Source organism: Bradyrhizobium elkanii USDA 76, from assembly GCF_023278185.1.
GTDB classification, from domain to species: Bacteria; Pseudomonadota; Alphaproteobacteria; order Rhizobiales; family Xanthobacteraceae; genus Bradyrhizobium; species Bradyrhizobium elkanii.
In genome coordinates, this window is the sequence record NZ_CP066356.1 from 9083302 (window position 1) to 9096230 (window position 12929).

General features: G+C 65.2%; 11 protein-coding genes. 4 read left to right on the forward strand and 7 right to left on the reverse strand.

The window, feature by feature from the left end; genetic code table 11:
* Positions 1 to 23 precede the first annotated feature (23 nt).
* The 6 genes from JEY66_RS42945 to JEY66_RS42970 are packed head-to-tail and all read right to left on the reverse strand — an operon-like array spanning position 24 to position 7774.
* On the reverse strand, positions 24 to 1829 hold the full coding sequence (locus JEY66_RS42945) for an alpha/beta fold hydrolase (protein WP_018269335.1): 1806 nt from the start codon (positions 1827 to 1829) through the stop codon (positions 24 to 26).
* Positions 1826 to 4336 (reverse strand): glycoside hydrolase family 2 protein, encoded by a 2511-nt coding sequence (locus JEY66_RS42950; protein ID WP_075969057.1) that lies wholly within the window; start codon positions 4334 to 4336, stop codon positions 1826 to 1828. Before JEY66_RS42950 ends, JEY66_RS42945 begins: the two co-directional genes overlap by 4 nt.
* A gap of 46 nt (positions 4337 to 4382) precedes the next feature.
* Positions 4383 to 5381: a DUF1839 family protein gene (locus tag JEY66_RS42955; RefSeq protein WP_016841433.1), complete on the reverse strand. Its 999-nt coding sequence runs from the start codon at positions 5379 to 5381 to the stop codon at positions 4383 to 4385.
* A gap of 15 nt (positions 5382 to 5396) precedes the next feature.
* Positions 5397 to 6320 (reverse strand): amino acid--[acyl-carrier-protein] ligase, encoded by a 924-nt coding sequence (locus tag JEY66_RS42960; protein WP_016841434.1) that lies wholly within the window; start codon positions 6318 to 6320, stop codon positions 5397 to 5399.
* A gap of 1 nt (position 6321) precedes the next feature.
* Positions 6322 to 7524, reverse strand: a complete 1203-nt coding sequence (locus JEY66_RS42965) for an acyl-CoA dehydrogenase family protein (RefSeq protein WP_016841435.1) — start codon at positions 7522 to 7524, stop codon at positions 6322 to 6324.
* Between the two features lie 4 nt (positions 7525 to 7528).
* Entirely contained in the window at positions 7529 to 7774 is a 246-nt protein-coding gene (locus JEY66_RS42970; RefSeq protein WP_016841436.1) for an acyl carrier protein, read from the reverse strand.
* Between the two features lie 683 nt (positions 7775 to 8457).
* On the opposite strand from JEY66_RS42970, the gene JEY66_RS42975 reads away from it, so the two are divergent.
* The 3 genes from JEY66_RS42975 (at position 8458) to JEY66_RS42985 (ending at position 10918) form a co-directional block, all read left to right on the forward strand.
* The gene (locus JEY66_RS42975; RefSeq protein ID WP_026192063.1) at positions 8458 to 8796 is read left to right on the forward strand and encodes a P-II family nitrogen regulator; all 339 of its coding nucleotides are present in this window, start codon (positions 8458 to 8460) and stop codon (positions 8794 to 8796) included.
* 39 nt (positions 8797 to 8835) lie between these two features.
* Entirely contained in the window at positions 8836 to 10284 is a 1449-nt protein-coding gene (locus JEY66_RS42980; protein ID WP_016841438.1) for an ammonium transporter, read from the forward strand.
* Positions 10285 to 10513: 229 nt separating this feature from the next.
* Positions 10514 to 10918, forward strand: coding sequence for a GFA family protein (locus tag JEY66_RS42985; protein ID WP_016841439.1), 405 nt, complete (start codon positions 10514 to 10516; stop codon positions 10916 to 10918).
* 121 nt (positions 10919 to 11039) lie between these two features.
* Here JEY66_RS42985 and JEY66_RS42990 read toward each other — a convergent pair whose 3' ends face one another.
* Complete coding sequence (locus tag JEY66_RS42990) at positions 11040 to 11513, reverse strand: NUDIX domain-containing protein (protein ID WP_016841440.1); 474 nt, start codon at positions 11511 to 11513, stop codon at positions 11040 to 11042.
* A gap of 179 nt (positions 11514 to 11692) precedes the next feature.
* On the opposite strand from JEY66_RS42990, the gene JEY66_RS42995 reads away from it, so the two are divergent.
* On the forward strand, positions 11693 to 12919 hold the full coding sequence (locus tag JEY66_RS42995) for an aminotransferase class I/II-fold pyridoxal phosphate-dependent enzyme (protein WP_026192062.1): 1227 nt from the start codon (positions 11693 to 11695) through the stop codon (positions 12917 to 12919).
* Positions 12920 to 12929 lie beyond the last annotated feature (10 nt).

A 12929-nucleotide genomic window follows, 5' to 3' on the forward strand; every position in this document is an offset into this window, starting at 1 on the left:
GTCGCTGGAGCGGCCAAACCGTTTCATGACAGCGCCATCGATTCAGGCTTCACCTCGGCATGCTGCACCGTGACCCGCACGGCATCGGGACGGCTCGATCCTCCGCGCCTGCCGCCGCCGCGGTGGTCGATCAGGCGCGCGACGACAGCGCGCCGCGCATGACGAGGCGTCAGCGAATGGTCGGCGTTCGGCAGCGTCAACCGCGTCACTCCAGGGATGCTTGTGAGCCGTTTGCCGTCCTGACCGAAATGCCGTGCGATCTCCTGCAGGCTGAGATCGCCGTCCGAGGTGACCATGAGGACGCGCACGCCGCGGCTGCAAAGCTCGCGCATCCAGCGCTCGACGCGGTTACGACCAAGCAAGGCGGACGGATGCATCGCCGACAGCGTCGACTTGACGGCTTCCAATCCGCGCCGCACCAGCCGCCTGGCGCTATCTGACACTGACAGCTTCCAGGCGGACCTGGTCGTCATCGCAGGCCCGTCCGCCGGACCGATCTGCTGCTGGCTTCCGCGATTCGCCTTGGAGGTTTCGTATGCTTTCCAGGCCGTAAGCTCCAGCGCGTAGGAACTGTTCCAGGCAAAGCAGAGCGGGTTGATCATGGTCAGGGCGCGGACGCGGCGGTCCGCGCGCGCAGTGTGAAAGGCCTGGAAGGCGCCCGAGCATGTGCCCACAAGCTCGACTTTGGCAAAGCCCGCCCGCTGCATCCAGTCAATCGCCGCGCTGACGTCGAAGCGGGTGCTGGAATCATAGAGGAACAGACGATTGCTCCCGGCATCGTCGCTCAGGCCGAGGCCCGGCAGGTCAATGCGTAGCGACGCCACGCCGGCGGCGGCAAGCTCGCGCGCCGCCTCGACCGTGCCGCGCGCCCAACCGACATGCGGCACGCCGCCAGAGTTGAGGAAGATGACCGGATCGGCCGCAGCATGGCCGTCACGCGGCCGGGTCAGCACGCCACAGATCAATGGCGCCTGCCTGATCACAACCGGCTCTTCCGTGTAGTGCGATCCCTCCAATAGCTCGCGGCCGGTCAGGGAATCGACGCCCTGAGCTACGCCGGCGACGGCCCGGTCGGACAACCAATCCGCCCAGCAACCGACAACGTCGGCCGGGATCCGGTTCGCGGTCGGGTCGCACATGAGCAGGTGATAGTCCTTGAACTCGGCGATTGTCGCGCCTTCGAAAGAAGATCGACCGTCGCGGATTTCAGAGCCTGCCAACGGCTTTCCGTTCGCGAGCAAAAGCATCGGCAGGGGCGGAAGGGCCGCGACGGCCTGCCGCCAATCCAGCCTCGACAGATCGGCGAGCGTCTCATGCGAAAGCCGGAAGCCGACGGCCTCGCGTCCCTCGGCGAGAGTCGCCTCGCTCGCAGCGCTCTTGGCGAGCGTCCCATCGATCACGCGCGACATCGCGGTGATTTCGCGCACATAGGTTTTGCCGGAACCCGGTGGCGCCAGCAAAGCAAGGCCCGCCACGTCATCGCGTCCCACCGCGGCGAGCGGGGCCAGCAGCGCACCGAGCCGGAAGCCGGCGAGGATGACATCCTCCACGCCGCAATCTCGCTTCAACCGGTCGATCGCCGCGCCGATGCTTGCAGTCCAGGCCATCACCTGGCCCGGCGCCGCGTGGTCGCCGGCCGCGTTGCCGCAGCCGGGATAGTCAAACAACAGGACAGGCAGGCCCGCCGCGGCCGCCTTGTCGGACAACAGCTTCAGGAACCGGCGACTGCACAGATCCTCATGACCGTGCGCGCCGGCAATGACGACACCCCGCCTTCCTTTCGCTTCGTTCAGCCAGCCGATGGTATCGGCAAAGACAACTGGTTTCATGTCATGCTCCCGGCGGACTCATTTGTCCGCCCGACTTCCAATTCTTCCGCTCTGGGCGCCGCGTAGCTCATGTCGCGATCGGCATTGAGCGCCGTCACTGTGCCGCCAGGCGTCGCCACATGCGGACCGTCAAGGCCGACCTCCCGCTCGGTGCCCGGCATCAGGTGAAAATTGTTCTCTCCTGGAACGAACAGATCGTCCTGGATGGAGACGTGATAGGCCGCGCGTTTGCAGGCGAGCCGCAGCCGCCACGCGTCCTTCCGACGCACCAAACTCACAGTCAGGCCCACGTCGCGCCGCGCGGTCATGACATCCGGCAGCACATGGAAGGCCTCGGCAAGGACCTTCCCGTCATCGTCCTCCAGCCTTGCCACGGTGACTTCATGTCCGGGCGGCCCGAACCGATAGGCGTAGGAGATATCGAAGAAAGCGCCGAGCACCGAGAAGGCCGAAAGCGACAGGCCACCGTGCGCCGGCACGCTGATCGGCCGGCGCGCCGACACCACCGCCGTGACGCCGTCCCGCAGACAGGTCAGCGACAACGTCGCCTGGACGGTCTTCGCGGTATCGTTGACGGCATGGACGGTCAGCCCGTTGACGCCCTCATCGCTCAGGATCAGCCGCAGCGGGGCAAATGCGCGCCTCAGCCCGTGCCAGACGGGCTTAGGCCGGCCGGTCGAATCGACCACGCCCCAGCCCGCGCCTGGCCGCAAGTCCTTCCAGAAGAACAGCAGCGCTCCGGCCGTCGGCGAACAGGGTCTGCGCCATTCGTCGATGGTGCGCTCCACCACCTCGGTCGTCACCGCACGGGAAAGCTCGAGATAGCGACTGGTATTCTCGGTGCGCAGCCGGCGCGCGTCGACGGAAAAATGCGTCTCCAGATAATGCTCGCGCACATCCTCGAAGTCCCAGGAGGCGCCGACGTCGCGCGGCACACCCGCCTTCCAGCGCGGATCGTGCACCGGCGGCACAGGCAGTTGCGCATCCAGCGTTGCCTTGTCAGGCACATTGGCAAAGGCAAGGCATTCGCTCGCGAAGCGCACCTCGGCCCGGCGCGCGTCATCCAGCGGACGGCAATAGGCACCGACCCCGTAATAATGCGTCGGCCCGCCATCGGTCGTGAACGGCAGGTTGCCGCCGGATGGCGATGACGTCACAAGCACCACGTCGGGACGCTGCGCTTCGGCGATGGGGCGCACCACCTTGTCGAACCAGGGCGTCGGATCCATCGACATCGGCAAGCCCATCATCGCCGCCTGCTGCGCCACCTCGCTGCCGCCGCACAGAACGGCGAGTGACGGCGAATGCCTGAGCCGCCCGAGCAGATTCCCGACCTCGCGCGAGAGCGACGCCTGCCAGGCTTCGTCCTTCGCCGGATAGTCGAAATTGGCGAGCATCAGGTCCTGCCAGACCAGGATGCCCATCTCGTCGCAAAGCTCGTGAAATGCGTCGCTCTCATAGACGAACGTGCCGCCGACCCTGAGCATGTTGACCCCGGCCCGCCGCGCAAGATCGAGGTCACGCGCGACTTCCGCGCGCGAGGACGGCAGCCGCACCGGATCGGACGGCGTCCACACCGCGCCACGGCAAAAGACGGATACGCCATTGACAACCAGCCGAAAGCCGCGGCCGTCGGCGCCACGATCGATCTCGATATGCCGGAAGCCGACGCGGCCGAGTGCAATTCGCATCGGGCCGAGCGTCAGGACGACCTCGTGCAACGCCGGTTCGCCATGGCTGTTCGGCCACCATGGCGCAACGTTCGCGATATCCAGCCTTGCCGTCAGCTGCGTGTCTGTCTCGGCCGTCAACGCGGCGACAGCGCCCGCACAGGCGATCATGGCCGGCGTGCCGTCTAACGGCTCGACCAGCGTGACCGTGACCGAAAGATGCCCTGTCGTGCCGGCGAGGTCGGCCCGCATCTGCACATCGCGCACGGCTTGACGATCGGTATCGCGGATCAGCTTGATCGGCCGCCACGGTCCGACGATGTCGAAGCCCGGGGACCAACCCGGCATATGGCCGATCAGCGTGGTCCGCACGAGCCTCAGCCGCTGATCGTCGATCATGCGCGGCCTCCAGCGCGCACGCGGACCGGTCAAGGTTTCCAGATGGCGCTTGAGGCTGCGGAATGCGATGACCAGTTGCTCGCCGCCGGCAAGCGTCAGGGCCACATCATGGCGCTCGAACATCGAGGTCGAGGACAGCACGAGGCGATCGTCGAGCCAGACCTCCGCGACCGTCGCCAAGCCGTCAAATACAAGACGGACGGGTCCTGCGGCATCGAGCCGGCGACGATACCAGACGTCCTGGTCGTGCAGCGGAGCGGGATGGTTGCGGTCCCAGCGGCCAAGCGCTTCCAGCGCAGCTGCGGCCGTGCCGGGGCACGCCGCCTCCAGCCATTCGGCACCGCCGTCGACCGCCGCCGGAGACGCCCACGCGCCGGCCGGCGAGACGGCCATGCGCCAGCCGCTGTCCAGGAGCTCGGCCGTCTCGGTCGTCGACACAAAAGTGTCCGTGCACACACGCATTCCCATGACCGGCAAGCCAGTCCTATGCTGCCTTACTGGCGAGATCCGTCATACGACCGTCCAGCGCGTCCATCACCGTTTGCCAGGCCTTGGCCATCGGCCCGATGCCGTCCGCTAGCCCATCGAACCGATGCCGGGCCATGGCGCGGGCGAGCTTGAATTGCATGACCTTGGCGCCCTCGGCGATCGACGCGGCGGCTTCGATCGCCTCAGCGAGACTGGTTTCGCCGTGCCGGCCCAGCCATTCCAGATGACTGGAGAGAAGTTCGAAATTGGCGCCCACCTGCCGCAACGTGTTGAAGGCGTAGACGTGAAAATACTCCGATGACCGGCCGGCCAGCACCTCGGCATGGCGGCCGAACACGGCCGCGTAAGCGTCGAGCGGATTGCGCTTCGGCCTGCGCCGCAGATGCTGCGCGAGGATCTCGGTAGCCGCACCGACCGAATCGCGCGAAGGGCGCGTGGCGTCGAATTTGACGAACTCGGCATAAGGAAACAGCGGCAGGCCGCCGGCCGGCGCGCCGTCGCGCTGTCCGAAAATGCCGTCGTAGTCGTCGCCGTCCAGCGCAAAGTAGCCGTCGTTGTGGAAGTAGGCCATGTGGCGGCGCCCGGGAACGAGCACGTTGATGCCGACCGTCGTCTTGGAATGGCCGGTGCGATAGGTGATGCCCTTGGTGTCGGGCAGATGGAAGGCATCGACCTCGACCAGCGGCAGCCGCCCGCGCTCGATCTGATTAAGAACATGCGTCTCCAGGCGATCGAACACGGACAGTTCCTGGATATCCAGGCCGGCCAATCGCTGCAGGTCGGCCGTCGGGAATTTGAAGAACGTGAACTGGTCGCCTTCGAAATCCTGCGCGACGGTGAAGCCGAGCGCCGCGACCGGGTCATTCCCGGTCGCATGCATCACCTCGATCAGCAGATCGACATAGCAGTTGGTCTGTGGCCATCGCCGCTCCGGATCGTGCAACCAGTGCGGCTTGTGGGCGGCCGGATCGAGCCCGGCGATGGCGCTCTTCATTTCAGTTGCCCCAAATCAGTTGCTCCAAAGCGTCTCGCGCACGGAAGCCGGCCAGGCCTCGACGTCAGGGCCGTGATGGCGGAACAGCGCGAGCGCCACGCGCTCCAGCCCGAAGCCGACGCAGGCCGAGTGGCACAGGCTGCCATCCGCGAACTTCAGGCCCCAGGTCTGGCCGAAATGGTCGCGATGGTAGTTGAAGGACAAGCAGGCCGTCGGTTTCTCGATACTGGTCACCGGGATCAGCAGCTCGAACTTGAGTCCTTCGTCGCGCTGGTTGTTGGCCATCATCCTGCCGCCGCGGCCGAAGAACGGATCGTTGGCGAGGTCAACTTCGCACGGCAGGTCGAGTGATTCGATCATCGCCTTGCCGCGCTCCAGCCAGCTTTCGCGGAAGGCGCACACCTGCTCAGCCGTCCCGATGCGGACGAATTCGCGCATGCGGAAGAGCTGCATGCGCGCCGGATCCTTGGAAGGCTCATGACGGAAGCAGTAAGAGGAAAGCTCGAACAGCACACCGTCATCGGGCACCGGACCGCGCGCGGCAACGGTCGGATAGAGCGGATAGCAGGCGGCCGGCGTCAGCACCACGTTCGTCGCCCGCTGCAGTTCGGTCCAGTCCTCTCCCGCGGCCATCATGCCGAGAAGCTGCGCATGCTCGCGCTCGCCGCCCATGAAGGAATGCACGCAGCCCGCAAGCTGCGGGAAACTCTTCATGTAACCGCTGCCTTCAAGCGTGGCGCGACTCATGCCCGGCGGGAAGTGGATGCGGGTTGCCTTGTCCGGCGCTCCGATGCTGGTCACGAGCCGCTCAAAGCGCTCGATCACGTCTTCGAAAACGCCGGAGCGGCCATAAAGCCCGTCTACTCCGGTCCTGAACAGGATGCTCTTGTCGAACAGAGTGTCGAGCAGGCTCGTGGCATCGAACGTCTTGGCGTCCATCTCAACCTCTCAGGCTGGTGTCAAAGCGGCTCATCAGCAGGAGCGTCGCGGTGTTGGAAAGAATGCGGTCGTTCGAAATCATCACCGGCGCTGAGCTCACATCGCGCAGATGCCTGCCGACGCTGAACGGCGTGCCGTTCTTGTAGCCGACGATGCCGTTGATCTGCATGGCGAGCCGCACGATCGCCCCCGCCTTCTCGCTCGCGGCGACCTTCAGCGCGTTGATCTCAGCGGTGAAGCCGATCGAGGAGAGCGCGTCGTCATTGCCCTTGGCCGCATCGAAGCGGTGAATGGCCGCCGCGAGATGACCCTTCATCTCCTGAAGCAGGGCGGCCGCTTCGGCGAGCCGTAGCGCACCCGGCGGGAGACTTCCATCCGCCTGCTTGCGCGCCGCAGCCTTGACGAACGCTTGCGCACGATTGAAGGCGTCGGTGGCGATACCGAACCAGGTCGCGCCCCAGAAGATATGCGAGCTCGCCAGCATCGACTGCGCCGCGATCTCCGAGAACGGCTTGGGGAAGATCTGCGCCGCGTCACCGTGCGCGACAAGATGGAAACCGTCCGAACAGGTGCCGCGCATTCCGAGGGTGTCCCATACGGAGGTGCGCTCCAGCGTGCGGTTCAGGTCTGCGGGAATGACAACCATCACCTGATCGGAGCTTGCGGCGTCCGGAGCGCGCCGCGCCGTGGCGAGAATTGCGTCGGCATGGCGGCCGTAGGAAATGACGGTCGCTTCCTTGGTCAGCGAGAAACGGCCGTCCGCCACTTCAACCGCACAGATCGAATTGCGCAAATTGCCGCCGATGCCGGCTTCCGTGGTCGCGGAGGCCATCAGCAACTGCTCGGCCGCAATGCGACGCATATAGGCCAGATGCCAGTCGCTGGCGCCGCCGTGGCTGACGAAGCTCGACGTCTTGATCTGATGCATGGCGTAGATCATGGCGCTCGAGCCGCACGCCTGGGCGAGCTGGACGATGAGATCCGCGATCTCCATCGTGCCCAATCCCTCCCCGCCATGCTCGACGGGGATCGCGACGCCGAGCAGGCGCTCGCGCTTCAATACTTCGATGGTGTCGGCCGGAAAACGGCCCTCGCGGTCAACCGCGTCGACCTGCTGTGCGGCGATCTTGGCGACCCGACGCATGCGCTCGGCCGGCGTGTCGGCAGAGGCCGGCACCGGCTCTATCATTCTCACCACGCTCATGGTGTTACGCCGCCTGCTGTGTAAGCCGTGAAACGGCGTCCGCGACGTTGGAGAGCGACGAGAAGGTCCGTCGCGTGAGCATCGCTTCGGGAAATTCGATGTTGAACTCTTCCTCAAGCGCCAGCATCACCTGCACCGTGGCGAAGGATGTCAGCCCTGCGTCATAGAGATTCGTGTCGTCGGTGATCGTGCTGAAATCCAGCGAAATCATCGGCTGCTGCTCGAGCAGCGCGCGGATACGATCAATCATGATGGCCCACCTGTCACTGAAGTACGTATAAAGACGGCCAATAGCGCACCGACAGCATCGGCAGCGTTAACGCTGGAAATGCAACGTGGCAGACGGCTAACGTTCGGTAACGAACACTGCCGAAAGTGCGGGACTTGTACCGTCTTGGTGCGCTTGCCGCATACGGCCCTGGTCCGCCTCGCGCAGAACGGCGCGGCGATGATGCCCGCTACTGGCTTCGCTTGTCTTCGCGGATCTCGGCGCAGGTCACGTCCCGGGGGCGGGAATTCAGGCAAGCCGATGAAGCCCAACGGCAAATTCCCTCGGCGCAATCCGTCCGGCAGGCTCGCGAATCGACGTCCCGATCGACGGTGGTCGCAGGCTGCGGAACGGCCTGGCAGCTGTGTCTGGATACCGTCCCCTGCACTGTGGCTGAGCAGAATTGTGTTCGGAGTTGGCCGTGCCTGCGTTCTAGACAGGCCTGACCATATTTTAGGCGCGGCGGAATAGCGCAGGGGCACCTCCCTCCCGCAAAGCGGGAAAAGGTCCGGATTCATAATCCATTAGCGAACTCCGGCCGTTTGGCACGGCATTTGATTCTAAGGGTCCAGGCTGTGCCCGCGTAGTGGATGTCCTCCGCGTGGTGAACCTCAGTCGAAACTCCCGGTGTTCATTCGCACCGGGCCCAAGCGGGGATAGGACTCATGAAAATTGTTATGGCGATCATTAAGCCATTCAAGCTCGAAGAGGTCCGTGACGCCCTGACCGCCATTGGCGTTCACGGTCTCACGGTGACGGAAGTCAAAGGCTACGGCCGCCAGAAAGGCCACACGGAAATCTATCGCGGCGCCGAATATGCCGTGAGCTTCCTGCCCAAGATCAAGATCGAGGTCGCGGTCAATTCCGATCAGGTCGACAAGACCATCGACGCCATCACCTCCGCCGCCAAGACCGGTCAGATCGGCGACGGCAAGATCTTCGTCATCAGCCTCGATCACGCCGTGCGCATCCGCACCGGCGAGGCCGATGCCGCGGCCCTCTGATTTCGCGCTCAAACCTTAAGACCTCAGGAGTGAAATAACATGACGTTCAAGCGTCCCTACGGCGCGGGACTTGCGGCCCTTGCAGTCGGCCTGTTCGCCGCGACCGCCGCCTACGCCGAGCCGACCGTCAACAAGGGCGACAACGCCTGGATGTTGACCTCGACGGTGCTGGTGCTGCTGATGACCATCCCCGGCCTCGCGCTGTTCTATGGCGGCCTGGTCCGCTCCAAGAACATGCTCTCGGTGCTGGCGCAGGTGTTCTACACGGTCTGCCTCGTCACCGTGCTCTGGGCCCTCTACGGCTACAGCCTCGCCTTCACCGGCGGCTCCGACTTCATCGGCGGCTTCTCCAAGGCCTTCCTGATGGGCGTCACGCCGGACTCGAAGGCGGCGACCTTCTCGGTCGACGCCAACATCTCGGAGCTCGTCTATATGTGCTTCCAGATGACCTTCGCGGCGATCACGCCGGCCCTCATCGTCGGCGCCTTCGCCGAACGCATGAAGTTCGCGGCGATCGCGCTGTTCATCCCGCTCTGGGTCACCCTGATCTACTTCCCGATCGCGCACATGGTCTGGTACTGGCCGGGCCCGGACGCGATCCAGGATGCCGCCAAGGCGCTCGCCGCCGCGGCTGACGGCGCGGCCAAGACCGCGGCGCAGGCCAAGCTCGACGAGATCAACGCCGATGCCGGCTGGATCTTCAAGAAGGGTGCGATCGACTTCGCGGGCGGCACCGTCGTGCACATCAACGCGGGTATCGCCGGCCTGGTCGGCGCGCTGCTGATCGGCAAGCGGACCGGTTACGGCAAGGAGCTGATGGCTCCGCACTCGCTGACCATGACCATGATCGGCGCCTCGCTGCTCTGGGTCGGCTGGTTCGGCTTCAACGCCGGCTCCAACCTCGAAGCCAATGGCGGCGCTGCGCTCGCCATGACCAACTCCTTCGTGGCCACGGCCGCGGCGGCGTTGTCCTGGATGTTCGCGGAATGGATCATCAAGGGCCATCCCTCGCTGCTCGGCGCGCTGTCGGGCGCGGTCGCGGGCCTCGTCGCGGTGACCCCGGCGGCCGGCTTCGCCGGTCCGATGGGTGCCATCGTGCTCGGCCTCGTGGTCGGCGTGGTCTGCCTGTTCTTCTGCACGGTCGTGAAGAACGCGCTCGGCTATGACGACTCGCTCGACGTGTTCGGCGTCCACTGCGTCGGCGGCATCGTCGGCGCGCTCGGCACCGGCATCCTGGTCAACCCGGCGCTCGGCGGCGCAGGGATCATCGACTACACCGCGATCCCGCCGAAGGTCGCCGACTACGACTTCGCGGCGCAGATGATCTCGCAGGTTTGGGGTGTCGGCACCACGCTGGTGTGGTCGGGCATCGGTTCGGCGATCCTCTACAAGATCGTCGACGTGATCGTCGGCCTGCGCGCCAACGTCGAGACCGAGCGTGAAGGCCTCGACATCACCGAGCACACGGAGCGCGCCTACAACATGTAAAATTAACGGCCCTTGAGGCCGTTAATTTGAGTTCTCCCGGGGCGCGACCTCCCCAAGCGGTCGTTCCCAGAACTACGGTCCGGACACATACCCGGCAATGTCCGGGCCGTTGAGGGGCTCCAGCGCAAGCTGGGGCCCCTTTCTTTTTTCCGCGGCTTGAGAAAATATTGTCGGAATTGCCTGCCATTGTGGAATGACAGGCTACCAACAACGAAAACGGGAGGATGTCATGAAGGTGCAGGGCAGGTGCTATTGCGGCAACGTGCGCTATGAGGCCGAGGGCGAGCCGATGATGGCGGCGCAGTGCCTGTGCCGGGAATGCCAGTACATCACGGGCGGCGGACCGAACATGTTCATGGCGATGCCGACCACCGGCTTCAAATACACCGCCAGCGAACCCAAGCAGTTCACCCGCAAGGACCTCGACCGCGCCGTGACGCGCGAGTTCTGCCCGGAATGCGGCACGCATCTCGTGACCAAGGTGCCGGGCCTGCCCGCCACCATCCTGAAGGTCGGCACCTTCGACGACCCCTCGGTGTTCACCCCGCAGATGACGATCTACACCTGCGACAAGCAGACCTTCCACCACCTGCCCGAGGGCAAGCCGTCGTTCGAGAAGCTGCCGGCGCGGTAGTCGCCCCGCATCGGTGCGTAGCCCGGATGGAGCGCAGCGCAATCCGGGTCTGGCCTATCCGCGGACGAAGCGGCCCCCGGATTTCGCTTCGCTTCATCCGGGCTACGATGCTCGAGCCCTGTCAGTCGATCAGGACCTCCTCGGCGGGCAATTCGGCCGGCGCGCCGTTGCGCAAATAGCGTTCGAGGATATCGGCAAGCGAGAGCGGCGTCAGGCGCTCCTGCGCGCGCGATAGATCGGCGATCGGCCACCAGCGGAAGCAATCGAGCACCTTTGCCTCGGCCTCGTCGGCCATCACGGGCGCGAAGCGATCCGCGTGAACGATCCGGTACTCTTCCTTTTGAGAGATCCGCCGGCCGTCCCAATTGAAGGTGTGGTGACGCCGCCAGACGACGGGGCCGTGGGCGAAATCGATCAGCCCCAATTCCTCGGCCAGTTCCCGCTGCAGCGTCGCTTCTGCCGTCTCGTCGCCCTCGGCGCCGCCGCCCGGCGCGATCCAGAAGCAGTCGCCGCCGTGCGGCGGGCGAATCCGCATCAGCAGCACTTCGCGCTCGCCGGTGATGATGAGCGCCCTGACGGCGCGGCGGTGGATCATGTCTCGGAGCAATTTCGATACGGTTTTCTAGGGTCAGCGCTGATATCACGCGCCGGCCGATCGTGCCGCGCCACCGATGGTTAATCGCGTCTTAACCTCGCCCTATCTATGGTGACTTGATCGGTTTACGGTCGGCGCCCCTACCCTCCGACCGCAGTGAAAGTGCTGGCATTTCAATCATGGCAATGACCGCCTCATCCGGCTTGGCGCAGGGCGCCGGCGATGTCGCATCCGCCGGCCAGGCCGAGCGTTCCCCTTTCCTGCGCACGACCGAGCTACTGGCGCCGTATCAACCTGCCAAGCCCTTGATTACGCTGTCATTGGGCGAGCCGCAGCACCCGGTGCCCGATTTCGTCGGACCGGTGCTGGCAAAACATACCGCCGAATTCGGCCGCTACCCGATCGCCAAGGGCATCGAACCATTCCGCCGCGCCGTCGCGACCTGGCTGGGAAGCCGGTTCCAATTGCCGCGGCCGGTCGATCCCGAGAGCGAGGTGATGGTGCTGAACGGCAGCCGCGAGGGGCTGTTCTTTGCCGCGATATCAGCCTCGCGCTATGTCGCGCCCCGCAAGGGCCGGCCGGCGATCCTGATGCCGAACCCGTTCTATCCGGCCTATGGCGCCGGCGCCCGCGCGGCCGGCTGCGAGCAGATCTACCTGCCGACAACGCTCGGCAACGGTTTCCTGCCCGATCTTGATTCGATCGACGAGGCGACGCTGGCGCGCACCGTGGCGTTCTTCATCGCCTCGCCCGCCAATCCGCAGGGCTCGGTCGCCTCGCGCGCCTATTTCACGCGGCTGAAAGAGCTCGCCGATCGCTTCGGCTTCATCATCCTGAGCGACGAGTGCTACTCGGAAATCTACACCCGCGAGGCGCCGGGCAGCATTCTCGAATGCGCCGGTCCCGACTTCAGCAATGTCGTGGCGTTCCAGTCGCTGTCGAAGCGCTCGAACCTGCCGGGCATGCGCGTCGGCTTCGCCGCGGGCGACAGAAAGTTTCTGGCCGCGTTCCACGAGCTGCGCAATGTCGCCGCGCCGCAGGTGCCGGTGCCGCTGCAGCATGTCGCGGTCGCCGCCTATAGCGACGAGGCCCATGTCGAGGAGAATCGCAGGCTCTATCGCATCAAGTTCGATTTCGCCGACCAGATCCTCGGCAACCGCTACGGCTACAAGCGCCCCGCCGGCGGCTTCTGCGTCTGGCTCGACGTCTCCGAGCGCGGCGGCGACGAGGCGGCGGCGGTCAGGCTCTATCGCGACGCCGGCGTGCGCGTGATTCCCGGCAGCTACCTGGCACGCCAGCAGAACGACGGTTCCAATCCGGGTGCGGGCTATATCCGCCTTGCGCTCGTCTCCGACAGTGAATCGACGGCCGAGGCGATGCATCGCCTGGTCGAAACTCTGGGTTAATCGCGAAGCG

Coding starts and splice junctions, on each gene's coding strand:
- JEY66_RS42945 (WP_018269335.1), bottom strand. CDS start 1,829: ATGAAACCAGTTGTCTTTGCCGATACCATCGGCTGGCTGAACGAAGCG.
- JEY66_RS42955 (WP_016841433.1), bottom strand. CDS start 5,381: ATGAAGAGCGCCATCGCCGGGCTCGATCCGGCCGCCCACAAGCCGCAC.
- JEY66_RS42960 (WP_016841434.1), bottom strand. CDS start 6,320: ATGGACGCCAAGACGTTCGATGCCACGAGCCTGCTCGACACTCTGTTC.
- JEY66_RS42965 (WP_016841435.1), bottom strand. CDS start 7,524: ATGAGCGTGGTGAGAATGATAGAGCCGGTGCCGGCCTCTGCCGACACG.
- JEY66_RS42970 (WP_016841436.1), bottom strand. CDS start 7,774: ATGATTGATCGTATCCGCGCGCTGCTCGAGCAGCAGCCGATGATTTCG.
- JEY66_RS42975 (WP_026192063.1), top strand. CDS start 8,458: ATGAAAATTGTTATGGCGATCATTAAGCCATTCAAGCTCGAAGAGGTC.
- JEY66_RS42980 (WP_016841438.1), top strand. CDS start 8,836: ATGACGTTCAAGCGTCCCTACGGCGCGGGACTTGCGGCCCTTGCAGTC.
- JEY66_RS42985 (WP_016841439.1), top strand. CDS start 10,514: ATGAAGGTGCAGGGCAGGTGCTATTGCGGCAACGTGCGCTATGAGGCC.
- JEY66_RS42990 (WP_016841440.1), bottom strand. CDS start 11,513: ATGATCCACCGCCGCGCCGTCAGGGCGCTCATCATCACCGGCGAGCGC.
- JEY66_RS42995 (WP_026192062.1), top strand. CDS start 11,693: ATGGCAATGACCGCCTCATCCGGCTTGGCGCAGGGCGCCGGCGATGTC.